This is a genomic window from Rhodococcus sp. IEGM 1302 (genome assembly GCF_030056935.1).
GTDB classification, from domain to species: domain Bacteria; phylum Actinomycetota; class Actinomycetes; order Mycobacteriales; family Mycobacteriaceae; genus Rhodococcus_F; species Rhodococcus_F qingshengii.
This window is the reverse complement of the sequence record NZ_JASHKY010000001.1, coordinates 753,121-779,140: the sequence shown is the minus strand read 5'-3', so window position 1 is coordinate 779,140 and position 26,020 is coordinate 753,121. Positions and strand designations below refer to the sequence as shown.

Here is a 26,020-nt window from a genome sequence, read left to right as displayed (position 1 = left end):
AGGAAGAACCAATGCCTGACGTTGTCATCTGTGAACCGCTCCGTACCCCTGTCGGCCGCTTCGGCGGTGTCTTCCGTGACGTAGCCCCGGAAGATCTCGCCTCGACGCTGATCACCGAACTCGTCACGCGTACCGGCATTTCCGGCGCGGAGATCGACGACGTCATTCTCGGCCAGGCTTCGCCGAACGGTGAGGCTCCGGCGATCGGACGCATCGCGGCGCTCAACGCGGGTCTGGGCATCGATGTTCCCGGCATGCAGGTGGATCGCCGGTGCGGGTCGGGATTACAGGCAGTCATCCAGGCCGTCATGCAGGTTCAGTCCGGTGGCAGTGACCTGGTCCTCGCGGGCGGTGCCGAGTCGATGAGCCAGGCCGAGTTCTACGCAACCGGAATGCGTTGGGGCGTCAAGGGTGAAGGAGTTGCGCTCAGCGATCGTCTCGCGCGCGCCCGCGTCACAGCCGGCGGACGTGACTTCCCGGTTCCCGGCGGAATGATCGAAACGGCAGAGAACCTGCGCGCCGAGTTCTCCATCAGCCGCGAGGATCAAGATGCACTCGCGGTTCAGTCCCATCAGCGTGCAGTCGCCGCACAGAAGAACGGCGTCTTCGCCGAAGAAATCGTTCCGGTATCCATTCCGCAGCGCAAGGGCGGGGCCCTGCTCGTCGACACCGACGAGCATCCACGCGCCGACACCTCGATGGAATCGCTTGCGCGCCTTCGTCCCATGCGCGCAAAGATCGACCCCGACTCCACCGTGACTGCAGGTAATGCCAGCGGTCAGAACGACGGCGCAGCACTGGCGATCGTCACCACCGCCGACAAAGCTCGTACCCTCGGACTGCGACCGCTCGCACGCCTCGCGAGTTGGAGCGTTGCGGGCGTTCCGCCGCGCACCATGGGCATCGGCCCCGTACCGGCGTCGGAGAAGGCACTCGGCCGCCTCGGGCTGTCCCTGGCGGACATGGACGTCATCGAACTCAACGAAGCCTTTGCGGCACAAGCACTTGCAGTCCTGCAGAGTTGGAATCTCGAGGCCGACGACCCACGCATCAACCCCAACGGCTCCGGCATCTCCCTCGGACATCCGGTCGGAGCTACGGGTGGACGAATCCTGGCCACCCTGTTGCGCGAGATGGACCGTCGCGAAGCGCGTTACGGCCTCGAGACGATGTGCATCGGCGGCGGGCAGGGCCTGGCTGCGGTCTTCGAGCGCCTGTCCTGATCAAGCCCCGACGTGCGCGACGCCGGAGTCACCGAGTTCGCCGCGTAGGCCGTCGAGAAAGACACGCAGCAGGTCGGTGAGTTCGGCCTGCTGCTGCTCGGTGAGAATCGACGTCAGTTCGGCTTCACGGCCGAGGACTCGGTCCACCAATTGCTCCACCAGTTCGTGACCGGCGGCAGTGAGGGTCACGAGCACTATTCGTGACCCTTCCGCGGCGGAAGACCTCTCCACCAGACCCGCGTTCTCCGCGCGCGCGAGTCGCTGCGAGATTGCACCGGCCGTGACTCCGGTCTGCTCGGTGATCTGGCGAGTCGTCAACTGATACGGCTCGCCGGATCGCCGCAGGACACTGAGCAGGTCCAGAGTCGCGGTGTCCGCACCGGCCGAGGCGAGTACCCGTCGGCGATCCTCACCGAGCAGCTTGGCGCACATCCACAGCCTGGTGACGATGCCGATACCCTCTACGGGCGTGCCCGGCCTTTCGCGAAGCCACGCCAAGGCAACCGCGTCCACCGCGTCGTCCGGGTTGTAGTCGCCCACCACTGCACACCTCGTTTAGCTCTAAATGATACGTTCTTCGTATAGGTCTAAACGTAGCTCACGGAGGTAGGCATGACACGCACAGTTCTGGTAACCGGCGGCGGAACAGGGATCGGGCGCGCAGTTGCAGCGGCGTTCACCCGGGACGGAGACACCGTTTTTGTCACCGGCCGACGCACGGAACCACTCGAAAAGACCGCGGAGGAGTTGGGCGATAATGTTCACGCCTTGACCTGTGACAACTCCGACCCGAAAGACCTGAAGCGGCTGCAGGATTCGCTTCCGGGAACCATCGACGTCGTGGCGCACTGCGCCGGCGGTAACACGGACTTCGATCGTGAAGCGCCGTCAGATCTGGAATCCCTGGCCGCCGGGTGGCGGGCCAATCTGGACTCCAATCTGATCTCGGCAGTGTTGACCACAGCAGCAGTTCGAGATCGAATCCCCAGTGGCGGTGCCGTCATCACCATCGGATCGATTGCCGCCGACAAGGGAGCTGGAGCGTACGGCGCTGCCAAAGCAGCAGTTGCGACGTGGAATGTCGATCTGGCCGCCGAACTGGGCCCAGAAGGCATCACCGCGAACATCGTCTCCCCCGGTTACATCGCCGACACCGAGTTCTTCCGGGACTTTCTGACGGACGAGCGTCGCGCGATGCTGATCGAATCCACCAGCACCAAGCGCGCCGGAACCCCGGACGACATCGCGTCTGCCGTCCATTTCTTGGCCTCACCGGGTGCCCGGCAGATCACCGGTCAGGTATTGGCAGTCAACGGCGGTGAGAGAACCAGTCGCTGATCATGCCAGGTGGCGCTCGAAGAACGAATCGATTCGCTTCCAGGCATCCTGCGCTGCAACAGGATCGGGACCGATTCCGAGAATGCGCTCCAAAGGACGAAGCACCTTGGGTCCGGCCTCCGCGTCGTTGAGGAACGCGTGGCCGGCGGTGGGGTACTCCTTGACGTCGTTCTCGATACCGGCATTGCTGAGCGCCGTCTCCAGCTTCGCTGCAGCACCCCGGAGCGAGAAGTCCTTGCCTCCGAAACTCCCGACGATTGGGCACGCATCCACCACGGCCTCATCGAGTTTGCGTGGAAGCTGACCGTAATTGACCGAGGCAGCGTCGAAATCTCCGGCGCTGACCATCGCGAAGCCGCCGCCCATGCAGAATCCGATGACACCGATCTTTCCGGTGCAGTCCCGGGATTCCACCAGCCAACTGCGAGCGACTTCGATGTCGGTGAACGCCTTGCCGTGTCCTCGAAGCATCGACGTCATGGTGGGCACGAGGCACCGCTTCGCCCCGCCCGCGCTGTAGAGGTCGACAGCAAGCGTCAAAAACCCCGCAGCGGCCAGCCGCTTGGCTTGCCGCTGCATCACCTCCTCGAGCCCGAAGGCCTCGTGAATCATCACTACCCCCGGCCACGGGCCGGGGGTAGTGGGGGTTTCGAGTATCGCTCGCAGCGGTTGTGATCCGCCGACTACTGCGGCGCGGCCCGTCAGATCTATGTCCACCATGTTTCGATGCTAGGCCGACGCAGGGTCCGTACGCTCGGAAGCGAGGTCAGGGGAGTTGTTTTCCCTGGCCCGCCGCAAGCCCGGTCAAGACCCCGGCGAGCTGCGGCAAGGCGTACGGCGCGCTCAGTGGACCGAAATTATCGACAAAGGCATTCGAGAGCAGAAGTTCGACCGGCGCATAGGATCGCGCCTTCACCGCGGGGAGGTTCTGGAAAACTGCGAAGTTCTCCAACCTCGTCGTCGCTTCCTGATCAGAAGCGAGGCTGAGCAAAATGTCTGCGGGTGCGAGTACCTCCGCCTGCTCCATCGACAGCGCAGTCATCTGCTCGGCGTTGTATCCGCGATAGTCGAGTCCGAGTTCGCGCAGCAGAACCCCGGGCGCACTGGCATCCCCCTGCACATACAACTGATCGCCGTACATCGAGCCGATCATGATCGTCTTGCCACCCAAGCCGTTCAGGGAAGCTGCGGTGTCGGAGATCAGAGCGTCGGTCCGGGCGATCGCTGCAGCAGCAGCCTCGTCGACAAAAGCTGCCTGCCCGACCGTGGCGACGCCGTCACGCCACGAGGTGGTCCAGTCCAGCGCGATGACCGGAGCGATCTGACTGAGCCTCTCGGCTGCAGGTTCGAGATAAGTCTTCATTCCGATGATGAGGTCCGGCGAGTAGCGCGCGATGATTTCCGGGTTGATTTCGCCTGTGGTGCCGAAGCTTTCGAGGTCGGCTATTCCCGCGGTGCTCTGCCAAGGCAGTGAACCGCGGTCCCACGATCCTGTGTTGCCGTAGGCGACTGGGTGAACGCCGAGCGAGAGCAGGAATTCCAGATCCGTGAAGTCGCTGGCAACAACGATCCTTTCCGGCTTCCCCGAGATCGTGGTGGTTCCGAGCGCATTGATCACCTCACGTTGTTCGCCGGCATCAGAAGCATCTGATGTAGTCGAACACCCCGCAAGGATGGCGGCCGCCGCCACTGCGCCGACCCCGAAGAACCCACGGCGACTGAGCTGGTCCACAAGTTCAGACGTCGTGGATTCACAAATCGTTCCGTACATGTATGCACTCTCCTTCTCGGCGACTGCTGCGCGCGCCGAGGGCACAGCGAAAGAGAGGTTAGCCCACCCTCATCTTCCATAGGGTTCCTACGTTTGCGATTCCGAGAGATCGGAGCGATAAAAATGGACCGTTCTCGAGCGGACAAGTACATTCCCGCTGATCTATCACCGCAGGCAGTTGGGCGAGCCACCAGTCCCTGCCTTCGGCGATCGGGTCGCTCCAGCGTCGAAAATCAGTCGAAGATCAGTTGCCATTCCCTCCTCGAAAGCTTCCGAATTACCGTCTTTTGCACGTCGCCCACCGTTCGACTTGCGCGGCGTGGGAGGATAGACATATCGAGATCGGGACTTCGATGTGAGGGCCCGGATCGAGTTTGTAGGGAGTATCGGTATGGCACAGGGCATCGTGAAGTGGTTCAACGGCGAAAAGGGCTTTGGTTTCATCGCTCCCGACGACGGAACACCGGACGTGTTCGTTCATTACTCTGAAATCTCGGGCAACGGCTACAAGTCGCTCGACGAGAACCAGCGTGTGGAGTTCGAGGTTGGCCAGGGCCAGAAGGGTCCTCAGGCCACCAATGTGCGCGCTGTCTAATCAGTGACACAAGAAGAGGGCCGCACCCGCAAGGGTGCGGCCCTCTTCTGCATTGTCCTTACGGCGACCCGAGAAGCGCTGTTGCACGAGCAATCAGGTGATCACGCAGTCGAATTACGGCGGGCGTCAGGCGGTAATTGCCGACGGCCAACGCGATGGTTCGATCGCGAACGCCCGTTACCGGAACAGCGACGAGATCCGGGTGATCGACCTCGGCGACGGGGAGCAACGCGATACCGAGACCACGCGAGACCAGGGCACGAATCGTTTCGAACTCCGTGATCTCGAATGCAACCCTCGGCTCGAATCCGGTTTGCATACAGCAAGAGTCGAGCAACATCCGAAGGTGATAGGTGGGCGGACTCGCGATGAATGTCTCGTCGACCAGTTCCGCGAGGTCGACACAATCTCTCGCCGCTAATCGATGTCCAGTACCCACATGCAGGAGTATTTGCTGATGCCCCAACAGCGTTGTAGGCAAGTCCTCCGGCGCTGGAATCATCACGGCAAGATCCAGACGCCCGTCTCGGACCATTTGCGCGAGTGATTCCCCATGCGCTTGCACAAGGTTCAATCGCACCCGCGGCGCCGCCTCGTGAAACTCTGCGAGCAGCGACGGGACGCTGATCGGGCCCAATGTCAGTGGAAACCCGAATCGTACGAGGCCACCCTCCGGATCCGCGTTACTACGGACCAGACCTACTGCGTTGTCCAGCTCCTTGACGAGGCGGCTAGTTAGTTCGTGTAATTCGCGCCCTGCCGAGGTCAGTGCAACCCGGCGCCCAACCGGCTGAAAAAGCTGAAATCCCAGCGTCTTTTCGAGCGTCTTCAATCTCCGGCTGAGCGAGGACTGAGGAATCCCGAGCAGGTCGGAAGCTCTCGTGATGTGGCCTTCCTCCGCGGCCACATCGAAGGCCGCCAGAAGCGGCGCCAGCCCTTCTACTTCAGCCGATCGAAACTCATCCATATTCGGATCATAAACCGATGGTTTCTTCATTGGACGGATGAGTCTGTTTGGGGCCACGATGCACATACACCCCAACCTCTGAGGAAAGGCCGCCCATGTTCACGTCGCCACCGTCGGGATTGAAACCTGGTTCCGAAGAGCCCCCACTCGACGCAATACTCATCGGCGCCGGGATCATGTCGGCAACGCTGGGTACATTGATTGCAAGACTCCAACCCGATTGGTCCATCGAGGTACTCGAACGGCTCGGCGAACCCGCCGGCGAAAGCTCCAACGCGTGGAACAACGCAGGAACCGGCCATTCGGGCCTATGCGAACTGAACTACATGCCCGACCCCAGCGACCCCGCGAAAGCTGTAGAGATCAGCCACCAATTCCACCTGTCTCGCCAATTCTGGGGATCACTCGCGGAAACCGGCGAGCTGAAACAAACCCCATCGTTCGTCAACCCAACCCCTCACATGGACGTCGTTTTCGGCAAACGAGACATCGAATATCTACGTCAGCGCCACGCCACGCTACATGGATTACCCGAATTCTCAGCCATGGAGTACACAGAAGATCCTCAGACGGTCAATAATTGGGCGCCGCTGATGATGCGCGGCCGAATGGATTCCGAACCGATAGCTGCGACTCGATACGCAGCAGGTACAGACGTGGACTTCGGTGCTCTGACCCGAGAACTGCTTCACACCATGACAAATCGTGGTGCACGCATCCGCACGAGCCACGACGTAACATCACTCCAGCGCATGACAGACGGCACGTGGCTCATCTGTGGGCGAAACACTATCTCTGGCATTCAGTTCCAACTGAGATCTAGATTCGTCTTCGTCGGCGCAGGCGGGTACGCGCTCAGGCTTCTTCAGAAGGCGCGAGTTCCCGAGGTTCGAGGCTATGCGGTGTTCCCACTCGGAGCCCAGTTCCTGCATACCGAAAAACGCACCGTCGTCGACTCCCACAACGCGAAGGTGTACAGCCAGGCCGCGATCGGAGCACCACCGATGTCGGTCCCCCATCTCGACAGGCGTGTGGTCGACGGCTGCCCGTCATTGATGTTCGGACCGTATGCCACCTTCAGCACACGACTCCTCAAGCATGGCAAGCTAACTGACTTGTTCGCTACGATCCGATTCCGAAACGTCGCAGTATTGCTTGCTGTCGGAATACAGAACATCTCGCTCGTCCGATACCTGTTCAGCCAATTACTGTCATCGAAACGGCGCAAGTTTGCCGCACTGCAACGCTTCTATCCCGAGGCCGATCCCGCAGACTGGAAGCTGATTCAGGCCGGGCAGCGCGCCCAATTGGTGAAGCCTCACCCGAGAAAGGTCGGGATGCTGACATTCGGCACAGAGGTAATCACCAGCGCAGAGGGATCGATTGCCGGTCTCCTGGGTGCATCGCCGGGAGCTTCGGTTGCACCATCTGTGATGACGGACGTACTCGCCAAGTGCTTTCCGAGCCACATCGAGCAATGGATGCCGGCACTTAAGGAATTGATGCCGGCACTGACACCGATCACTGATCCTGAATGACGGCCAACGCTCCAACGATGTTCGACTCCGCCACCGACTTCGAGATTCCGAGATCAGCCAGAACGCCTGATCCGTCTTCGAGTTCGAGCAGCGCGAGCAGGATGTGCTCGGTTCCGATGTAGTTGTGGCCCAGGCGAAGAGCCTCACGGAACGTCAGTTCCAGGACCTTGCGCGCACGAGCGTCGTACGGAATGAGTTCTGGTAGTTCGGAAGTCGGAGTCGGTAGTACACCGGCCACTGCAGCTCGGACGGATCCGAGCTCCACCCCTTGCGCCACTATCGCCTTCGCAGCCAACCCGGCAGGCTCCTCGACGAGCCCCAGGAGCAGGTGCTCCGGCTGGATCTCTGCGTTACCGGCGGCGCGGGCTTCGTTCTGCGAGGCCATGACGACGTTCTTCGCCCGGGGAGTGAACCGGTTGAACCCTTCGTTCGGATCCATCGGCTTCTGATCACTCGGCGCCTTGGGAACAAAACGCTTCTGCGCAGCCTGCTTCGAGACACCCATGCTCGCGCCGATCTCCGTCCACGACGCTCCCGACCTGCGCGCCTGGTCGACGAAGTGACCGATCAGGTGATCTGCAACTTCACCGAGATGATCAGCGGCAATCACGGCGTCGGAGAGTTGGTCGAGAGCATCGGTGTGCACCTTCTTGATCGCGTCGATGAGGTCGTCGAGTCGAACCTTATCGGTCATTTCCACTGGTTTGCTCATGCGTCAACCATAGGTTGACGCAATCGAAAGCGTCAACCCTAGGTTGACGATCGTCTTCGCCGCCCAGTGCTCAGCCGGAAAAGAATTCACGCAGAGCCGGGACAATAGCGTCGTCGGCGACGCCGTGGCCCTGACCGGGGATCTCCAAAGTCTTTGTCCCCGAGACTTTTGCAGCGATTCTCGTCGCCGAGGCAGGTGCCCATTGACCACTGTCACCGCCGTACATGACCAATGTAGGGACGGTAATGGAGGCAAGCCAGTCGAGCGACTGACAGCCGTGATCACACACCGCGACGTCGTAAGGCAAGGTGTGCGCGATGGCGCACATGTCGGGCCAATCGGCACTCCGCTTGATCTCGTCGACCATCTCCGGAGACGCGCCGGTCAGATCCAGAAAACGCGTCACAGCACCTTCCCTGTCGCCGCCCGCAATCAATCGCTCCAGGTCACTTTGGGCAGTCTCGTCACGCTGGTCGTCGTCCATGTACGGCGCCTCGTAGACGGCGAGCTTACGCATCGGAACGGCCTGCGCAGCGGCCTCCAAAGCCAGCGCGGCACCCGACGACAATCCGTAAACGAGCGGTGTTTCACCGGTGGCAGCGACGACCGCCCGCAAGTCCTCCACCTCGGCGTCGATCGAGAACGCGCGACTGTCACCGCTGTCCCCGCGTCCGCGCCTGTCGTACGAGTACACCGTGAAGTCCGCCGCCAACTCTGCAGCCAGGGAATCGAACCAACCGCGGTCGCAGAACGCTCCGGCGACCAGGACCACTGCTGGTCCGGCACCGGAGCGTTCGTATGCGATGGTCGTACCGTCGCGGGATTGCACTACCGCAGGGGATTGCTCTGTTTGCACGTCGATCTCCTCACGTCTGGTCAATGCCTACCTGATTAGACCGCCCGCGCTACCGAAACTCATCGGTCCGGTCGGCAGAGGCTTCAGCTGATCTTGTTGTACAGGGCATCCCAACCCTGTGCCACGTACGAAATCGTGTAGATCGAACCGTAGAACGTAGAGCCACCCAGACTGGTGACGTTGCCCGCCTGCACTGCCGGGAGTCGCTGCCACAGCTTGCTCGCCACCAATGCCTGGTACGCGGCACTGTCCTCGTTCTCGGTGATCATGAAGCCGTCGACGCCGGCCAGCACGTCGAGGCCCTCGAGGCTGACCCCGCCCTCGGGATCGAGCCCCTCCGAGGTGGCGGTTTTGCCACCGATGTCGCCGAGCGTCATGTCGCTGGGCTTGTCGCCCTTCTCGGAGGTACGGATGCTCGTGACGTACAGCGTGTTCGTGTCCGGCATGAACGAGACACTGGCGACGGTCTTGGACGCAATCTTCTCGGCATGACGACTGCGGATGTCGGAAATCAGATTGTCGTAGTCGAGCGTCAATCGATCGAGTGTGGCCGTTCGACCGAGCCAGCCCGACAACCGCGAGAGGTTTGTGCGCCAGTCGTCGGTGAACTCTGTCGTCAGAACCGGTGCGATGGTGGACATCTCGGCCACCGGCCACCACTCGCTCTCGTAGTTCAGGCACACGATCAGGTCGGGCTCGAGCGCCAAGATCTGCTCGCGGTTGGGGATCTCCGACAGGAACGGTACCGACGAATCGATAGGCACCCACGGTGTCGCCTGGGCGTACGTGTAGCCGACGAGCGGAAGTTCCAGCGCTACAGCAGGTTCCAGATCGAGCCGCGAGTCGATCGCGACAACCCTCTTCGGATTGACAGGAATGTCGTACGTTCCGAGAGGTGTCGTCACAGAACGCATTTCGGTTTCACCCGAACTGCTCCCGCTGTCACCGCAGGCCGCCAGGAACGCGCCCAGCCCGGCGATTCCGGCACCGAAGCCGAACTGCCGACGTGTGAGGTCCGAAACGAGGCGGTTGTCGGAGTAGCCCTCGGGAAGCAAGAGCGTGGATTGAGCGGGCATGCGTGTCGAACCTCCAAAAGAAATGAATCATCCACTGTTGCGAGCGGATAAGGATGCCCTAACAGCGTACGCAGGGAGGGTCGTCGCGATCGGCCCAGAAATAGTCGAATCAGGCCAATTCGCACCCCTTACTTGTCGAGTTTGCGCATCTCGACGAAGTAGACCGCACTGAACGCGAGGTAGGTGCCGACGATTCCGAGGACCGAGATGATCAGGACGAGAGCGAGAAACATAGCCATGATGGTCTCCACTGACACGGGTTGTTCACGATGTCGATCGAGAGAAAATGGCTTCGAACTGCGGCGCTGCGACTCGAAGCGGGGCCGAAACTTTCGGTTACACACACCACGCTAGCCCCAGGCGTCTCGAGTTTTGATGAACTCGAGGTGAACTCTCCTACGGCTACGTCACACTTTTCTGTCGGACGGTCAGTTCGGTCCGAGCACCTGTCCGGACCATTCGACCAAAGGCGTCAGTGCGCGCCACGCTGTGCGAACTTCCTTCAATGTCCTGGCGCTGTCCAGCCACGACGGGCTTGGGTAACTACGACCAGCAGTCAGCGACTTGTGACGCAGCAATTCGATCCGCGGGTGATCGACCGTGTATCCGCGAGGCGCCGTCTTGAGCTTGTCGCCGCCGATCGTGAATCCGGCCTTCTCGACGGAGGCCAGGATCTTCTCGAGCTCCGGCCCTCGAACGTCGTCGTCGACAGCCGCACGATAACGCGCGATGGTCTCCGAACTGCTGGCGTAGAAACCACCGGCCACCATCAACCCTGCCGCGTCGATCTGCACGTAGTAGCCACAGCTCTCGGCGAGACCGACGAACGCTCCCTGGTGCGTCTTGTACGGGATCTTGTCCTTCGAGAATCGAACGTCACGATACGGCCGAAAGAGCTTGGCCGTGCCGAATTCGTCCTCCAACGCCGCGGTCAACGACGCCATCGGACGACGAACCACTTCGTCGTACGTCTCCTTGTGCGCTGCCCACCAGGTCTTGCTGTTGTCGGCCTCCAAGTCTTCGTAGAAGTCGAGTGCAGCAACGGGTATGCCAGTGAACGCAGCCATGACGTAAGCCTAGCTGCCTGTTCGGCTTTGGACCGTCTGCCCTGCACCGATGCCCGGATCGGCCCGAATCCGTAGACTGCATGGAGATGATTTCCGAAATACAAGCATGGGAACTGACCGATACCAACCGAGACTGGTTGATTCACCGACCCGTCGAGATCGCGATCTACGTGGCACTCGCAGTCGTTCTGCGCTTCGCACTGCACCGCGGGATCGATCGAATGTCGAAGCCTCGCAAGTCTCCGAACGCCAAGGTGAACGAGCGCAGATCGCAGCGAGCCCGGACCATCGGTTCGGTACTCAAATCGACGGTGTCCATCGTCATCCTGGTCTGGTGTGTGCTGCAGATTCTCGGCATCCTCGGGATCAACGTCGCGCCGTTCATCGCATCCGCCGGAGTCATCGGCCTTGCCATCGGTTTCGGTGCACAAAACCTGGTGCGTGACTTCCTCTCCGGCATCTTCATGTTGCTCGAGGATCAGTACGGTGTCGGCGACGTCGTCGATCTCGGCGACGCGGTCGGCACCGTCGAAACAGTGGGCCTGCGCGTCACCACGATTCGAGATGTGAACGGCACCTTGTGGTACTGCCGCAACGGCGAAATCCTGCGAGTGGGCAACATGAGTCAGGGTTACGCCACTGCAGTTCTCGATCTCCCGATCGCCCACAATGCGAACGTGCACAAAGCGTGTGAGGTGGCGACGCGAGCTGTCCTCGAGGCGGCAGAGTCCGAACCGATCAGGGCGGACATGATCGACAAGCCGGAGATGCTGGGAGTCAATTCGGTTACTGCCGAGGCAATTACCATTCGAGTGACGGCGCAGGTCAAGCCTGGGCGCCAATGGGCAGTCCAGCGCGCATTTGCGCGCTCGGCTCTGACTGCGTTCGAAGAGCAGGGTATCGAGGCACCGTACCTGCCTGTTCTGCGATGACGGTTGAGACGGAAGCGTCTGCCCTTTCCATCAAGTGCGCGAGCCCCCGGCGCGGTCGATACCGCCGGGGGCTCGCTGGTGCCTGAAGCATGATTCAGACGGTGGAGGTCGATACCTCCCGATCTGCCGATCTGTTGCCAAACGCCTTGTGCAGGAACATCGTCAGTGCAATGGCTACCACGATTCCGATCAGCGGCGGGATTCCCACCTCGAACTCACCGGAAAGCCAAGCGAGGAACGCTGCGACGGCATAGACGGCGAGGTTGCGCCAGTGGACCGGCTGCGGGGTGTACCCCTCGGGGATGCCTCGCCGCCACCGGCACAGGAAGTCAGCGATGATCACGCCGCCCAATGGCGGGATGAAAGTTCCGAGCAGACTCAGGTAGTCGACCAGATGGTTGTGCACACCGGTCAGAGCGAGCGCCGTGCCGATCACACATCCACCGATGACGAACGGGGTCTTGCGAGGCTTTCTGAACAGTTCGGCACCGGCCACCCCGAAGGCGTATGCGGTGTCGGCGTTGCTCTTCCAGAGGTTCCCGAACAGCAAGACCAGGCCCCAGCCGACAAGCCCGAGGTTGTAGAGAATCAGCACGAAGTCACCTTCGTGGAACGTGATAGCTCCGATGGCACCGAACAGGATCATCAATCCGTTTCCGAGGAGGAACCCGATAACGCAGGCCCACACCGCTTGTGATCCGGAACGGGCAAACCTGGTCCAGTTGGGCGCTTGCGTTCCCGCCGATACGAACGTGCCGACGACAGTGGTGATTGCGAGCGCGATCGTCATGGTCGTCTGCGGTTGAACCGAGACCAGGCCGGAGAATCCACCGACCTCTTCGAGGGACCGGAACACGACCCAGCAGGCCAACGCCAGGATCAAGGGCGTCGAGACGAGCGAGACCCAATACATTCCGCGGTAGCCGTAGCAGGCGGTGATGCACATCAAGATGCTCGCCGCGATCATCACCGACGCCCGCGCGAGATAGGAATCCCAGCCCAATGCCTGCGCGGTGAGATCGCCGATCGTGCCGATGATGACTCCGTACCAGCCGATCTGGGTACCGCCCAGCAGGATCGAAGCGAGCTTGGACCCGCGAGTGCCGAAACTGTAGCGCGCCATCACAACTGTTGTCAGCCCGGTTCGGGCTCCGACGAACCCCATCATGGCGACGTAGACCCCCAAGATGGCGGATCCGGCGGCGATCACCACCATCAGTTTCCAGAACGAGAACGCGGTACCGAGCGCTGCTCCGGCCAACATCGTCGGTGTGAAGATGGTGAACCCCAGCAACACCACCGCGAGCGAGAAGAACGGCTTACGTGCATGAAGCGGAACCGGAGTGACGGGATAGTCTGGATCGATCGGGTGGCCTGCGCTCTCCGAATCGCCTGCGACCGTGGCAGGTTCGACGGCGCTGCTCATACAACTTCGCCGATGTCTTCGAGCCACAGGCTCGGGCGCTCGGCCAGCATGCGGTCCATCAGTGCCACACACTCCGCGTCGTCGACGACGTCGACCTGAATTCCGCTGCTGCGCAACCATTCCTCCGATGCCTCGAAGGAACGATTTTCGCCGACCACGATTCGAGGGATCTCGTACAGGCGCGCCGTTCCGGCGCACATGAAGCACGGCGACAAAGTCGTGTAGAGGACACACTCGCGATACACCGAGGCCGGCAGTCGTCCGGCGCGCTCGATGCAGTCGGTCTCTCCATGACGGATGGCGCTGTTCATCTGGACCCGACGGTTACGTCCGACTGCGAGAACCTCGCCCCGGTGAATCAGCGCCGCGCCGATCGGCACGCCGCCCTCCTCCCAACCGATCTTCGCCTGTTCGATCGCAAGTCCGAGAAAATACTCATCGGTGTGTGCCGGATGATTCATGTGCGCTCCTGGAGTCTGACCAAAATCGTCGATTGTGGCTCGTGTCACAATCCGACCACGGTGGTAACAGCCCGACAAGGGACAACCTGTCAGTTCGGCAGAACTAGCTCTATGACGAAGTGCCCCCTCGGCGGACGATATAGAAATGCTCCCGACTCTGCGACAAGTTCTTGCGATGCCCTCGTTTAAGGCCGCCGCAATCGAGGTGCTCGCGGGCGACATCGATACCGCGGTGGTCCGCTGGGTCCATTCGTCCGAGGTGTACGAGATGGGTGGGCTGCTGTCCGGAGGTGAGGTCCTTCTGACCACGGGCCTCGGTCTCCACGGGCGGTCTCCCGAGCAGCTCACCGCCTACATCGACCAATTGGCGGACGCGGGATGCGTCGCACTCGCGATGGAAGTCGGGCGCTCGTTCCTCACGGCCCCTCCCGAACTCGTCGAAGCTTCGCGCCGACGGGGACTCGCGTTCTTGGCCCTGCACGCAGTAGTGCCCTTCGAGCGGATGGTCGAAGACTTTCACGACCTCATGCTCCGCCGCACTCTCGGTTCGGCGCAAGCGGGCGAGCCTGTCTGGCAAGAACTTCTGAGTCTCGTGGTTGCAGGCCAGGGCATGACTGCGCTGCTCGACAAAGTGTCACGACTCGCGGGGTGCGGCGTCGATCTGCTCGACGCGGATGGCAGAACCGTCGAGCGCAGCACAACCGGCGCAGAGCGATCCGAGACCGAACGCACTATCCACGACGTACGCGGCCCGACGAACTCACTCGGTCGACTTGTCCTGTGCGGGCCGGCAACCACACGCCGAACCGCCGTCGCAAACTGCGCCGCCGTCGCGGTAGCTCTGGAACTCGGCCGTCACGGCGATCTCGGCCCAAGACAGTCACTCACCCAATCGGTGATCACCGACGTGGTGGGCGGTGTGCTCACATCGCACGGCGACTTGTCCGAGCGACTGACAGCGGCCGGGTGGACGCCGTTGTCGGAGGGGCACCACGTCCTCGTCGCCGCTGTCGACATCGATCGGCAAACCCCGGTTCGAGAGCTCGCTGACCAAGTACGCGACGCCGTGCGGGCCGTGCTCGGCTCCTGTGTCGTCGGGACTGCGGCCAATCACGTCATCGTGCTCGCGCACGGGTGGGCGTCCGCATCCCCCGCTCGAGTGCGGACTGCGTTCACCGAAGCCGACGAGCTGCTACGCCGCGGGCCGGGCGGTTCCGCGGTACGCACGCTCGGAGTGGCGACGCCGGTCGCGGATCTGTCGGGCGTCGGGGCTGCGGTCGCGCAAGCTCGCGAAGTCGTCCAGATCGCGCGGCGCTTCGGCTCCCGGACCGGAGTGATCCTCGCGAGGGACGTCGGCGTCCAACGACTGCTCGCCGCCGGAACGACACCCGCTTCGCTGTCCGTGTTCGTAACCGAGCAACTCGGTTCGCTGATCGCATACGACACAGCACATTCCGCCGATCTCGTCCGAACGCTCGACGCGTACCTCGCACATCGGGGCGGCAAGGCGAGAACCGCGGATTTCCTCGGCATTCGGCGTCAGTCGCTTTATGCACGGCTCACGCGTATCGAGAAGCTGATGGGTGTTTCCCTCGACGATCCGGCACAGGTGGTCTGCCTCGGGCTTGCGCTGACCGCATGGCGCATGCGCACCGGCCTTGATCCACAAGCTGCGTTCGAGCGTCTCCCCGGGTGAGCGACAACCTCTGCGATGATGAACGAATGACCGGAGCAGCGGAGTTGATGATCGAGATCCCTGCCGGCCAGGTGCACCTTCGGGACGACCGCAAAGGTACTGCGTGGACCTCGAAAGTCGAATCCTTCCGCCTCGCACGCCATCTCACCACCAGGGCGCTGCTTCACGGAGATTCGTCGGACGATTCGAGCAAACCAGCGGTCGACCTTTCATGGAAGGACGCCATCGCAACCTGCAACACACTTTCGGTCGCGGACGGTCTGACACCCGCATATCGAGACGTCGACACCGATTCTCCGCAGTGGGACCGGGGCGCAACTGGCTACCGGCTCGCCACCGAGGCCGAGTGGCAGTACGCATGCAAGGCCGGCACCTCCGGCTACCGCTACGGCGAGATCGACGAGATTGCCTGGTACAGCGACAATTCAGAGGGTAGAGCGCATCCCGTCGGAACCAAAACACCCAACAACTGGGGCCTGTACGACATGATCGGCAATGTCTGGGAATGGTGCTGGGATCTCTACGACCCCGAGGTTTACGGCACGTACCGGATCTTCCGCGGCGGCAGTTGGGCCGAAAGTGAGCGCGGTTGCGGCGCTACCGTAAGGAGGCGAAGCCACCCGACGTTTGCTATCGACGACTTGGGATTTCGCCTAGCTCAGACGATCTGAGGGCAGACGGCCGAGGACTTCGAGCACAGCCTCGATCTCTTCTCGACTGCGCAGCCGAACTATCGGCAACGACGGCACATCGACAAGAACCGTGGCCATACGCCCGACGTTGCGTCCGTCGCTTCGCCAGGCCCAGCGCACCACGTGATCCGGATCGAAGAGAATGGTGTGCAGTGGCGGCTCCATGTTGCGATTCCACAACACCTCTCGATGCAATCGCCGACGCACGGTTCGTGTGATCACCTGGCGCATCACCGTCCGCCGAGGCAGATCCAACCACAGCATCAGGTCCGCACGCTCGGCCAGAAGCTCACGCACCGCGCCGTACTGCCACTCGGTCACCCAGGCCGGCTCGCTGGAAAAGCGTCGTACTTCGGTTTCGAAACTGTCGAGCGGAATCCAGCCGGGCCCGTGGAACAGCGAGTCCAGCTCAGTGTGTTCGATCTCGAGAAGCCGCCCGATTCGACCGGCGAGAGTCGTCTTTCCGGCACCGGAAGTCCCCGCGACAAGGATCTTCTGCGGACGAATCGTCAGCGCGGCGGGGTCTACGAAAGGCACCGATACACCCTAGGGGCCTTACACTTCGCAGTCCACCCATTCGATGTAACCGGTGCCGTTGATCGACGCACCGTCGAAGCTTCCCCGGTAGGTATACGCGCCGACGTATCCCTTGCCGTGACCGTAGCGCCACTCCGACTCGATCTCGGCCTCGAACTCCACGACCGTCCTGCCGTGATCGCGTACCTGCCAACGCAGTACGCGCGGCACACGCATCTCGCGACCCTGTGGGTCGACGTGCAATGCGTCGGCGTACTCGAGCACGTCGAACTCGACGTCGTCGAAGACCTTCGCACTACCGTCGACAGTCCGAATGTAGGCGAGCTTGCACGCCGTAACCCCTGACGCTCGAACATCGGTGAGCAACAACTGATGCCGGTCGTCCAGTTGAACGATCTGGTAGGTGAAAAAGTCGGCCGGGAGCTTCCACGACTCGGGAAGCGCGCGGCGAGTCAACGATTGCGGTGTCATGCACCGCGCGTACTCGACGGTGCACGGAGCCGAAATACTCACCGGTCCATCCGGACTCGCAATTGTTCCGGAGCACTGTGCCAGCAGACTGACGTGGTCGTAGACGGGATTACGCACGAACCACGACGCTTGGTCCGTTGCCACGATCTCGAGATCGACGTCGAATGAGTCGTATCGCCCGGTGACACGGAAGTTCGGATAGCTGTTCTCGATGATCAGGTTGTCACCGAAGGCGATTCGCGAACCATCTTCTTCGAACGCACACTCATCGGCAGCGTCGTACGCCCGGTAGAAGTGATGGCCCGGCGCTGCGGTGGAACTCAGCACGGTTGCGGTGTTTCGCGCGTCGGGTGCAGCGAGATAGTCGTTGTCGAACACCACCGTCCCGGTTGCACCGATCAACGTCATGGTGTTGAGGTAACGGAAAGGCCCTGGCAGCCGGGGAACGAAGATCCCGTAGTGCGTCCACGCAAACTTCCGCGAAGCCAGGTGCGGACGCAGCATCTCGGGCCGATCGAACGGGCGTACCGATTCCGCCATTCGCTTGTCGATCAGCGGTAGCGCGCCGTCCAGCAAAGCCCGAACCGCGGGTCGCCACAATCGGCGCGAGCGGGTGGCGGGAACAGGGTCGGAACGATCAACGGTTTGTCCGGTCACGCCCCTAAGTTAATGTAACCAGCCGTAACAAACAAGTGTCGAAGTCTCCTCGACGACCTCACACCCTGAACACCCGCGCTCTGCCCACCGGGCGAATAGCATGTGAGAATCCGCGTACCGGAACCGGTCGCAGAGAGGGCGCAACAATGCAGCACGAAGAGTCGTCGTTCACCGGAGTCGCCGGTACCAAGATCGTCTACGACGTGTGGACACCGGACCGCGAACCCACCGGGGTTCTCGTCCTGTGCCACGGACTCGGCGAACACGCGAGGCGCTACGACCATGTTGCTGCGCGGCTCGGGGAACTCGGGCTCATCGTGTACGCACCCGACCATCGCGGGCACGGACGCTCTGGCGGCAAGCGCGTTCACCTCAAGGAATTCTCCGACTTCACCGACGACGTCCACACGTTGTTCTCGATCGTGACGGCGGCACATCCCGGCAAGGACAAGTTCCTGCTCGGGCACAGCATGGGCGGCGCGATCGCCCTTTCCTACGCCCTCGACCATCAGGCCGATCTCAAAGCCCTCGCCCTGTCCGGACCTGCGGTGATCATCGCAACCGGCACTCCGAAGATCGTGATGCAGCTGGGCAAGATCGTCGGCAAATACCTCCCGGACGTGCCCGTCGAGAACCTGGAAGCTGCTGCCGTATCGCGTGATCAGAAGGTCGTCGACAAGTACAACGCCGACCCGCTGGTTCACCACGGCAAGGTTCCCGCCGGCATCGCGCGCGGCATGATCACCGCCGCGGAAGGCTTCCCGGCGCGCCTGCCCTCGCTCACCATTCCCGTACTGCTTCAACACGGCTCGGACGACCGTTTGACGGACCCGGCCGGCAGCAAGCTCGTCGCAGATCTGGCCGGCTCTTCGGATGTGACCTTGAAGGTGTACGACGGCCTGTACCACGAGATCTTCAACGAGCCTGAGCAGGAAGAAGTTCTGAACGATCTGATCGAGTGGCTGCGTCCGCGGGTCACCGGAGCATAGTCATGTCTACGTGCGGGATCCTGCTGGCGGCCGGGGTCGGATCCCGCATGGGCAAGCCCAAAGCGCTCGTCACAAACGCCGAGGGTCAGTCTTGGCTCCACCACGGGGTGACGACACTGCAGTCCGCAGGCCTCTCACCGGTCATCGTGGTCCTCGGCGCGCAGGCAGAGGACGCCCTCGAACTACTGCCCACCACCGATGTCATTGTGGTGATATCGGATTGGCAACACGGAATGAGCGCGTCACTGCGCTGCGGACTCGAGGCCGCCATGCGAATCGACGACGCAGATGCGGCAGCGATCTCTCTGGTCGACGTCCCGGACCTCAACGCCGACACCGTGACGCGGATCGTGGGTCACAGCTCCCCATCACGAAACATACTGCGAAGAGCTGTCTTTCACGGCCGTCCCGGCCATCCCGTCCTGATCGGACGCGACCACTGGCCGACGCTTGCAAAGTCACTCACCGGGGACGGCGGCGCCAACACCTACCTACGCAAGAACGGGGTCGAGTTGGTGGAGTGCAGCGACCTCAGCAGCGGCGTCGACGTCGACTACCCCGAAGCCTGATCGCACGTCACAATCCTCCCAGGTGGTGGGTGTCCGTATTCGGTGTAAAGATGGCCCGATGAAACGTACAGTCGCCGCCCTGCTCGACATCGAGATCGACGAGGCGACCAACCTGGAGTTCAAGATCGCGGTGACGCGCGCGCCGGGTGTCGAACTGCTGGAAACGATGTCGTTCGTCCATGACGGCAATCCGCTCGAACCCCGCGAGATCACCGCCGAACACGGTACCCGGATTCACCTACTCGACTGTGCCCCAGGCAAACTGATCGTCAGCTACGACGCAACCGTCATCGGCCGCGCAGAACCGGCGTCGGTCAGCGACTACGACGTGTCGAAATATCTGCGCCCCAGCCGGTATGCCGAGGCCGACAAGTTCTTCGGTTTTGTCGCCGGGCAATTCGATCTCGCCACTCCCCCGGCCGAACTCCTCCTCGAAGTCACTCGCTGGGTGAGTACACATTTGAGTTATGTTCCCGGCACCAGTCGCGGCACCGACAGTGCGGTCGACACCTTGCTCGCCGGCGCCGGAGTGTGCCGCGACTACTCGCACCTGACCATCTCACTGCTGCGCGCCGTGGGGATTCCCGCTCGACTGGTGGCCGTCTACGCGCCGGGCTGCGATCCGATGGATTTTCACGCCGTAGTCGAAGCCAATATCGACCACGTCTGGCGCGTGGTCGATGCAACGCAATTGGCGCCGCGCAGCAATCTTGTGCGCATCTCGACCGGCCGAGATGCCGCAGACACAGCCTTCCTCGACAATCACGGCGGTTCGATCACGTTGCACGCCTCGGAAGTTCGCGCAGTCGTCGACGGCGTTCTCGACAACGACGACTACGCAACACTCACATCGATCGGCTGAAAAGCGTCAGGCGCTGATCTGGTTCTGCGAGGCCATCGTTCGCTCGAGGAACTTGGTCGTGAGATCGACGATCGCCTTCCCCTCCCGAAGAGCTTTCCCGATCACCGGGAAAGCATGGATCTGCCCACTCCAGATGTGCGTTTCGACGGCTTGTCCTGCCTTGATCAAGTTTTCGGTCATGATCTCGACGTCGGGACGCATCAGTTCGTATTCGGCGGACACCAGGAACGACGGCGGAATCAGACTGGCGTCGGCGTTGATCGGCGACTGCGCACCGGGAATCTCGTCCGGACCCTCGAGCCACCGGTCCTTGAGCTTTTCCACCTGTGACATCGGTAGGTAGGCATCACGTTTCATGAAATCGGGATCATGGTCCTCGAGGTTCACGTTGAGAAGAGGGGAATATCCCACCACGGCAGCGGGCCGCGTGATTCCGCGCAGTGCGGCAATTTCGGCGACCTTCATGGCCAGGTATCCGCCCGCCGAGTCACCGGCAACCACAATCTTGTTCGGGTCTTCGGCTGTCTCGAGCAACGCGGTGTACGCGGCCATTGCGTCCTTGACCGAGGTGCCGATGGAACCTTCCGGCAGCTGGCGGTAGCGCACGGAGATCACCGGTACTCCGGCCTTCGCAGAGAGCAAACCGCACAGTGCCCGGTGCGTTGCCAGACCGCAGAAGACGAATCCCCCTCCATGGAAGTAGAGGATCGTGGCGCCGGCCAACTCGCCCTGCGCTTTGCGTGGATGCTGCACCTTCTCGCTGGGCACACCACCCAGCGTGAAAGGCTCGATATCGAGGTTCTTCGGCTTCGGCAGTTTGTCCGCCATCGCGTCGAGTCGCTCGAGTTGGCGGATACCACGTTCGGTGGTCGGCCAGAGGGTGAACATCGGCTTCACGAACGTCCTGGTCAGGCAGAAGATGACCCGCGCTCGCGGACTCACGTTCCAATGCCATACCGTCGAATCTCGCGTCCGCATAGCGTCCTCCCAGGTCAAGCCGTTTTGTGCATTTGAGTTACACATACTTGTCGGCTGCTGATGTGAACGATAACTGACGCTGCGTCAAAATGACACGACGGGTATGGATCAATTGCTCGAGCGTGTGCAAGTTCTGGTCGCGATCACGGCCGGGAGAGATATGCGCACAGTCCGCGGTGCCCTCCACGCATCATCGCTTCATGATTCCACTCGAACAGCGGCTTCGCGACCTTCGCGGCCAGACCAAGCGCTCCGGACACCGCTACCTGTTGCCGAAATTCGGCTGTGCAACCAGATCCAGCGGGGCGCACCGCCCAGCTACTCCACCCGGTCATTGCGCCGGTGAGACGCACTTTCAGAAAGCGGTCAACTGAGTCTTCCACCTCGCGTCGCCCGAAGACCAGCAGCGTCAGAGGGACAGCGCTGCGGATGGACATGGAGCCTGAATGCTCGTCGATCGTCCCGACTCGGCGTATCTGAGGCCACCACTGCGAATACCGTTCGGCATCCGCGAGAACCTCGTAGACGCGGTCAGCAGAGGCAGGAAGCGTCCAGACGCTGTGGAAGTCGAAGTCGGTCACGGTTCAGTCCGTCTGCGCAGCAGCAGTCACCCAAGCACCGTAACCCGAACCGCGGGTGCCTACACGCCGGGCTTGCTCAGTATTCGAATGTCTCCACCCGTCGCAGGATCTCCTCCGCGATCTTGGCGGGACTCCCGCCCACGTCGACGACGATGGCCTGTTCGTCCGGGTCGACGGCCTCGAGTGTCGAGATCTGGGAGTCGAGCAGCGAGGCGGGCATGTAGTGATCGAGGCGAGCGGTCAATCGCTGGCCGATCTGATCCCGCGAACCGGCGAGGTGCACGAACACGACGTGCTCACCGCGAAGCACGTCGCGGTAGCTGCGCTTGAGTGCCGAACACGTAACGATGCCCGGCTGACCGGCGTCGGTATGGCTCTTGATCCAGACGGCGATCTTGTCGAGCCAGGGCCAGCGGTCTTCGTCGTTCAGCGGATGCCCGGTCGCCATCTTGTCGATGTTCGCCTGCGGGTGCAGATCGTCGCCTTCTTGAAGGTCCCAGCCCATCGCTCCGGCGAGCATGCCGCCGACCGTCGACTTTCCCGAACCCGAGACACCCATCAGGACGAGCACGGGGTACTGCTTCTGCTGTGCCGCTTCGCTGTTCATGTGCTCGCCTACCTAGATGAATGCGCTCAACACGAGCACTCCGGCCAGGCCCGATACCGAGATGATGCATTCCATCACGGTCCAGGTCTTGAGGTTCTGTACCACGCTGACGCCCAGATACTCCTTCACCAACCAGAATCCGGCGTCGTTGACGTGCGAGAGGAAGAGCGAGCCTGCGCCGATCGCCAAGACCATCAGCGAGACATGTGCGGACGAGAGATCGGCCGCAACCGGAGCAAGGATGCCCGACGCCGTCACCGTTGCCACCGTCGCCGAACCCGTTGCGACGCGGATCAATACCGCCACCAGCCAGGCCAGGAACAGCACGGGAAGGCTGCTGCCCTTGATCGCGTCGGCGATCACTCCGGCGATACCGGTGTCGATCAGGACCTGTTTGAAACCGCCACCGGCGCCGACGATCAACAAGATGCCTGCGATGGGAGGTAGGGAACTCTCGAGTGACTTCGAGATGGCCTTGCGGTCCATTCCGCCGCCGCGACCCAGCAGCACCATACCGACCAGAACCGCGAGACCCAAAGCCACAACGGGTGTTCCGAGGAAGTCGAGGACGGACTTGGGGAGTGCCTCGGAATCGGGTGCGATCACGTCTGCAAATGCTTTGCCCAGCATGAGAACAACCGGGAGGAGGATCGCTGCGAGAGTAGCCGCGAACGAGGGACGCTGCTTCTTCTCTTCCTCGCCTCGATCTTCGCCTGTGACAAAAAGATCCGGGACCTTCACGTCGACCCACCGTGCGGCGTACTTACTGAAGACCGGTCCGGCGAGAACAACAGTGGGGATCGCGACGAGGACACCGAGTGCGAGGGTGAGGCCGAGGTTTGCGTTCAAAGCCGAGACTGCAACCAGCGGCCCGGGGTGCGGGGGAACCAACCCGTGCATGGCCGAGAGGCCGGCGAGGGTGGGGATCGCGATGCGCATCAGGGACAAGCCGGAACGCCGCGCGACGAGGATGATGACCGGCATCAACAGGACGAGACCGATTTCGAAGAACATCGGCAGACCGATCACTGCGCCGACCAGAGCCATGGTCCACGGAAGCGCCTTGGTGCTGGAGCGGCCGACCAGCGTGTCGACCACTCGGTCGGCACCGCCGGAATCGGCGAGGAGTTTGCCGAACATCGCGCCGAAACCGATCAGGATTCCGACGCTTCCCATGGTCGACCCGAAGCCGGTGGCGAACGCCGCGACCGACTCGGCCGATCCGAGGCCGGCCGCCAGACCGACACCAACCGCACCGATGGACAGTGCGAGGAAGGGGTGCAGGTCGAGCCAGGTGATCAGCGCGATGATAACCGCGACGCCGGCGACTGCAGCGATGATCAATCGTGCGTCGCTACCAGCGGGGACGACCTCGGCCGCCAGCAATGCTGTGGTGTTCATAGGGACTCCCAGTCCGATGAGTGATTGAGGTCACTGTTCCTTAATTAACCTACAATTTCAAGAGCAGACACTAATTTGTAGTATTTATTCGGCTTCCACCGGGCTTACTCCATACGCATGGGACGATCTACGTATGCCTTCTGTCCCGTTTCAGCAGTTACACGACTCGATGCTGGAACAGCTCGGCCAAGACATAGTCGGTGGTGTGCTCGCTCCGGGTACCACGATCTCCGCCGACGAGGTGGCAACGCGCTACGACGTGTCGCGAACCGTCATCCGCGAAGTTGTCCGCGTTCTCGAATCCCTCGGACTTGCCTCGGTTCGTCGACGCGTCGGAATCACCATCCTGGGCTCCGAACACTGGAACTCGCTCGACCCCAATGTCATCCGCTGGCAACTGGCCGGTCCTGATCGGTTCGAGCAGCTGTCTATCCTCAGCGAACTCCGTTCCGGCATCGAACCTCTGGCTGCGCGACTCGCCGCAACTCGCGCCACACCTGAGCAGTGCGGCGCTCTCACTGCAGCCGTCATCGGCATGTCAGCTACCTCTCGCGCTGCCGATACCGGCGCCTATCTCGGCCATGACTCCGACTTCCACCGCACCCTGCTCGCCGCCTCCGGTAACCCGATGCTGCGGGCGATGTCGCAGATCGTCGTCGAGATACTCGAAGGCCGCACCCGCCACTCGTTGATGCCCCACGAGGCCGACCCCGAAGCGATTCACCTGCACGGAGTGGTCGCATCTGCTATTCAGGCCGGGGACGCCGACGCCGCGGAAGCCGCCATGCGCTCGATCGTCGCGGAATCCGCAGAAGCGGTCGAAACAATGCGCGAAAGCCCCGAACCGCCGCCTCATCTGTAAGTCGAGCCACAGACTCGGCGGAATTGGCCCGCAACTGCGCCGCAAGTGGAACGCTTGGCGCCATGACAGCACTCGCTACCCAGAACAGCGCACTCTGATGGCCCGCCCGGTACGCGTCGTCGTCCTCGGTGCCGGATCGTGGGGAACCACGGTGGCCGGCCTCGCTGCCCGCAACACCCCGACCCTGTTGTGGGCACGCAATTCCGAAGCAGCCGACGAGATCAATTCGCAACGGACCAACTCCAAATACCTTGGTGAGCGCAAACTTCCCAAGGGGCTCAAGGCAACCTCGGATCTGGTCGAAGCCGCCCGAGAAGCGGACGTACTCGTGTGCGGGGTGCCATCGCACGCCGTTCGCTCCACCCTCGCCGAGATCGCCAACGAGGTTCGGGCGTGGGTCCCGGTGTTGTCACTGTCCAAGGGCCTCGAGCCCGGCACCCGGCAGCGTCCCACCGAAGTGATCGCCGAGTGCCTGCCCGGCCATCCCGTCGGATTGCTCGCGGGCCCCAACATCGCCAAGGAGATCGTCGACGGCATGGCCGCGGCATCGGTCGTGGCGACCCAGGACGATCGCGTCGCCGCCGCGCTGCAACCCCTGTTCGCGTCGTCGGTCTTCCGCGTCTACCGCAACACCGACGTGCTCGGCTGCGAACTCGGCGGCATCCTCAAGAACATCGTTGCCATCGCCTCGGGCATGGCCGACGGTCTGGGAGTCGGTGACAACACTCGTGCGATGGTGCTCGCACGTGGTCTCGCCGAGATGACCCGACTCGGTGAAGCGATGGGCGCCAACCCACGCACCTTTGCCGGCTTGACGGGCGTCGGCGATCTGATTGCCACCTGCATGGCTCCGACTTCTCGGAACCGTCGCGTCGGCGAAGCTCTGGCGCAGGGATTGACCGTCGAGGAGGCGGTCGCCAAGCTCGGTCAGGTCGCCGAGGGCGTCAAGACCGCCCCCACTGTCATGGATCTGGCCCGTGAATACGGCGTCGACATGCCGATTGCCGCGGAGGTCGAGGCCGTCATCGGTGGTCGCCAAAGTGCCAGCGACGCATATCGCGGACTTCAGAAGGTTGCCCCGGGCGGCGAGCACGAAGTGGCGTGAGGAAGATCTACAGGTATCTAGCGATTTGGCTAGATACCTGTAGATCGCCCG

28 protein-coding genes are annotated in these 26,020 nt (G+C 62.1%); 12 read left to right on the top strand and 16 right to left on the bottom strand.

All coding sequences use genetic code 11. The features are described from left to right. Positions 1-11: 11 nt before the first annotated feature. Positions 12-1,223 carry an acetyl-CoA C-acetyltransferase gene (locus tag QM609_RS03725; protein WP_050654572.1) on the top strand — a complete coding sequence of 404 codons (1,212 nt, stop codon included), beginning with the start codon at positions 12-14 and terminating at the stop codon, positions 1,221-1,223. Here QM609_RS03725 and QM609_RS03720 read toward each other — a convergent pair whose 3' ends face one another. Beyond that, positions 1,224-1,763 (bottom strand): MarR family winged helix-turn-helix transcriptional regulator, encoded by a 540-nt coding sequence (locus QM609_RS03720; protein ID WP_225320148.1) that lies wholly within the window; start codon positions 1,761-1,763, stop codon positions 1,224-1,226. It lies immediately after the preceding gene. Between the two features lie 72 nt (positions 1,764-1,835). Between QM609_RS03720 and QM609_RS03715 the strand changes: the two genes are divergently transcribed. Further along, positions 1,836-2,561 carry an SDR family NAD(P)-dependent oxidoreductase gene (locus QM609_RS03715; RefSeq protein ID WP_050654571.1) on the top strand — a complete coding sequence of 242 codons (726 nt, stop codon included), beginning with the start codon at positions 1,836-1,838 and terminating at the stop codon, positions 2,559-2,561. On the opposite strand, the gene QM609_RS03710 is transcribed toward QM609_RS03715, so the two are convergent. Continuing rightward, positions 2,562-3,281 carry a dienelactone hydrolase family protein gene (locus QM609_RS03710; protein WP_050654570.1) on the bottom strand — a complete coding sequence of 240 codons (720 nt, stop codon included), beginning with the start codon at positions 3,279-3,281 and terminating at the stop codon, positions 2,562-2,564. Positions 3,282-3,327: 46 nt separating this feature from the next. After that, the gene (locus tag QM609_RS03705; RefSeq protein ID WP_228232258.1) at positions 3,328-4,377 is read right to left on the bottom strand and encodes an ABC transporter substrate-binding protein; all 1,050 of its coding nucleotides are present in this window, start codon (positions 4,375-4,377) and stop codon (positions 3,328-3,330) included. A gap of 346 nt (positions 4,378-4,723) precedes the next feature. Between QM609_RS03705 and QM609_RS03700 the strand changes: the two genes are divergently transcribed. Beyond that, entirely contained in the window at positions 4,724-4,927 is a 204-nt protein-coding gene (locus QM609_RS03700) for a cold-shock protein (protein ID WP_003939930.1), read from the top strand. Between the two features lie 58 nt (positions 4,928-4,985). On the opposite strand, the gene QM609_RS03695 is transcribed toward QM609_RS03700, so the two are convergent. Continuing rightward, positions 4,986-5,894, bottom strand: coding sequence for a LysR substrate-binding domain-containing protein (locus QM609_RS03695; protein ID WP_042447004.1), 909 nt, complete (start codon positions 5,892-5,894; stop codon positions 4,986-4,988). Positions 5,895-5,989: 95 nt separating this feature from the next. Between QM609_RS03695 and mqo the strand changes: the two genes are divergently transcribed. Further along, positions 5,990-7,432: a malate dehydrogenase (quinone) gene (gene mqo / locus QM609_RS03690; RefSeq protein WP_050654569.1), complete on the top strand. Its 1,443-nt coding sequence runs from the start codon at positions 5,990-5,992 to the stop codon at positions 7,430-7,432. Here the strand turns inward: mqo and QM609_RS03685 are convergent. The 4 genes from QM609_RS03685 to QM609_RS03670 form a co-directional block, all read right to left on the bottom strand. Next, a complete protein-coding gene (locus tag QM609_RS03685; RefSeq protein WP_283337020.1) occupies positions 7,416-8,144 on the bottom strand; it encodes a Clp protease N-terminal domain-containing protein in 729 nt (242 codons plus the stop codon). The two genes, mqo and QM609_RS03685, sit on opposite strands and share 17 nt — an antisense overlap. A 70-nt stretch (positions 8,145-8,214) precedes the next feature. Then, on the bottom strand, positions 8,215-9,000 hold the full coding sequence (locus QM609_RS03680) for an alpha/beta fold hydrolase (protein WP_050654629.1): 786 nt from the start codon (positions 8,998-9,000) through the stop codon (positions 8,215-8,217). A gap of 83 nt (positions 9,001-9,083) precedes the next feature. After that, positions 9,084-10,076, bottom strand: a complete 993-nt coding sequence (locus QM609_RS03675) for an ABC transporter substrate-binding protein (RefSeq protein WP_007729992.1) — start codon at positions 10,074-10,076, stop codon at positions 9,084-9,086. 428 nt (positions 10,077-10,504) lie between these two features. Continuing rightward, on the bottom strand, positions 10,505-11,143 hold the full coding sequence (locus QM609_RS03670) for a DUF2461 domain-containing protein (RefSeq protein ID WP_003939783.1): 639 nt from the start codon (positions 11,141-11,143) through the stop codon (positions 10,505-10,507). An 80-nt stretch (positions 11,144-11,223) separates the two neighbouring features. Between QM609_RS03670 and QM609_RS03665 the strand changes: the two genes are divergently transcribed. Beyond that, complete coding sequence (locus tag QM609_RS03665; protein WP_007729990.1) at positions 11,224-12,075, top strand: mechanosensitive ion channel family protein; 852 nt, start codon at positions 11,224-11,226, stop codon at positions 12,073-12,075. Between the two features lie 94 nt (positions 12,076-12,169). On the opposite strand, the gene codB is transcribed toward QM609_RS03665, so the two are convergent. Both codB and QM609_RS03655 read right to left on the bottom strand, forming a co-directional pair. Further along, a complete protein-coding gene (codB, locus tag QM609_RS03660; RefSeq protein WP_050654568.1) occupies positions 12,170-13,501 on the bottom strand; it encodes a cytosine permease in 1,332 nt (443 codons plus the stop codon). Then, on the bottom strand, positions 13,498-13,962 hold the full coding sequence (locus QM609_RS03655) for a nucleoside deaminase (RefSeq protein WP_003940577.1): 465 nt from the start codon (positions 13,960-13,962) through the stop codon (positions 13,498-13,500). The genes codB and QM609_RS03655 overlap by 4 nt, the downstream gene beginning before the upstream one ends. Before the next feature lie 175 nt (positions 13,963-14,137). Between QM609_RS03655 and QM609_RS03650 the strand changes: the two genes are divergently transcribed. Both QM609_RS03650 and QM609_RS03645 read left to right on the top strand, forming a co-directional pair. Then, positions 14,138-15,658 (top strand): PucR family transcriptional regulator, encoded by a 1,521-nt coding sequence (locus QM609_RS03650; RefSeq protein WP_228232260.1) that lies wholly within the window; start codon positions 14,138-14,140, stop codon positions 15,656-15,658. Between the two features lie 26 nt (positions 15,659-15,684). Continuing rightward, positions 15,685-16,329 (top strand): formylglycine-generating enzyme family protein, encoded by a 645-nt coding sequence (locus tag QM609_RS03645; protein WP_179090786.1) that lies wholly within the window; start codon positions 15,685-15,687, stop codon positions 16,327-16,329. Here QM609_RS03645 and QM609_RS03640 read toward each other — a convergent pair. Together QM609_RS03640 and QM609_RS03635 are read right to left on the bottom strand one after the other, a co-directional pair. After that, positions 16,312-16,887 carry a P-loop NTPase family protein gene (locus QM609_RS03640; protein ID WP_050654565.1) on the bottom strand — a complete coding sequence of 192 codons (576 nt, stop codon included), beginning with the start codon at positions 16,885-16,887 and terminating at the stop codon, positions 16,312-16,314. The two genes, QM609_RS03645 and QM609_RS03640, sit on opposite strands and share 18 nt — an antisense overlap. Positions 16,888-16,905: 18 nt before the next feature. Then, positions 16,906-18,015, bottom strand: coding sequence for a DUF6670 family protein (locus QM609_RS03635; protein WP_050654564.1), 1,110 nt, complete (start codon positions 18,013-18,015; stop codon positions 16,906-16,908). Positions 18,016-18,161: 146 nt separating this feature from the next. Here QM609_RS03635 and QM609_RS03630 point away from each other — a divergent pair, with 146 nt between their 5' ends. Genes QM609_RS03630 through QM609_RS03620 form a run of 3 tightly spaced genes read left to right on the top strand, consistent with a single transcriptional unit; the run spans position 18,162 to position 20,435 of the window. Next, complete coding sequence (locus QM609_RS03630) at positions 18,162-19,004, top strand: alpha/beta hydrolase (RefSeq protein WP_019745522.1); 843 nt, start codon at positions 18,162-18,164, stop codon at positions 19,002-19,004. A 2-nt stretch (positions 19,005-19,006) separates the two neighbouring features. Beyond that, positions 19,007-19,573: a nucleotidyltransferase family protein gene (locus QM609_RS03625; protein WP_050654563.1), complete on the top strand. Its 567-nt coding sequence runs from the start codon at positions 19,007-19,009 to the stop codon at positions 19,571-19,573. Positions 19,574-19,631: 58 nt separating this feature from the next. After that, positions 19,632-20,435, top strand: a complete 804-nt coding sequence (locus QM609_RS03620; RefSeq protein ID WP_030536536.1) for a transglutaminase-like domain-containing protein — start codon at positions 19,632-19,634, stop codon at positions 20,433-20,435. Between the two features lie 6 nt (positions 20,436-20,441). On the opposite strand, the gene QM609_RS03615 is transcribed toward QM609_RS03620, so the two are convergent. The 4 genes from QM609_RS03615 to QM609_RS03600 form a co-directional block, all read right to left on the bottom strand. Continuing rightward, a complete protein-coding gene (locus QM609_RS03615; RefSeq protein ID WP_050654562.1) occupies positions 20,442-21,413 on the bottom strand; it encodes an alpha/beta hydrolase in 972 nt (323 codons plus the stop codon). A 143-nt stretch (positions 21,414-21,556) separates the two neighbouring features. Next, the gene (locus tag QM609_RS03610) at positions 21,557-21,994 is read right to left on the bottom strand and encodes an SRPBCC family protein (protein ID WP_007729979.1); all 438 of its coding nucleotides are present in this window, start codon (positions 21,992-21,994) and stop codon (positions 21,557-21,559) included. Positions 21,995-22,070: 76 nt separating this feature from the next. Next, positions 22,071-22,601, bottom strand: a complete 531-nt coding sequence (locus tag QM609_RS03605; RefSeq protein ID WP_003940404.1) for a gluconokinase — start codon at positions 22,599-22,601, stop codon at positions 22,071-22,073. Between the two features lie 12 nt (positions 22,602-22,613). Beyond that, the gene (locus tag QM609_RS03600) at positions 22,614-24,002 is read right to left on the bottom strand and encodes a GntP family permease (RefSeq protein WP_003939838.1); all 1,389 of its coding nucleotides are present in this window, start codon (positions 24,000-24,002) and stop codon (positions 22,614-22,616) included. A gap of 133 nt (positions 24,003-24,135) precedes the next feature. Here QM609_RS03600 and QM609_RS03595 point away from each other — a divergent pair, with 133 nt between their 5' ends. After that, positions 24,136-24,864 carry a FadR/GntR family transcriptional regulator gene (locus QM609_RS03595; RefSeq protein ID WP_030536531.1) on the top strand — a complete coding sequence of 243 codons (729 nt, stop codon included), beginning with the start codon at positions 24,136-24,138 and terminating at the stop codon, positions 24,862-24,864. A 97-nt stretch (positions 24,865-24,961) separates the two neighbouring features. After that, on the top strand, positions 24,962-25,969 hold the full coding sequence (locus tag QM609_RS03590) for an NAD(P)H-dependent glycerol-3-phosphate dehydrogenase (RefSeq protein WP_003940093.1): 1,008 nt from the start codon (positions 24,962-24,964) through the stop codon (positions 25,967-25,969). Positions 25,970-26,020 lie beyond the last annotated feature (51 nt).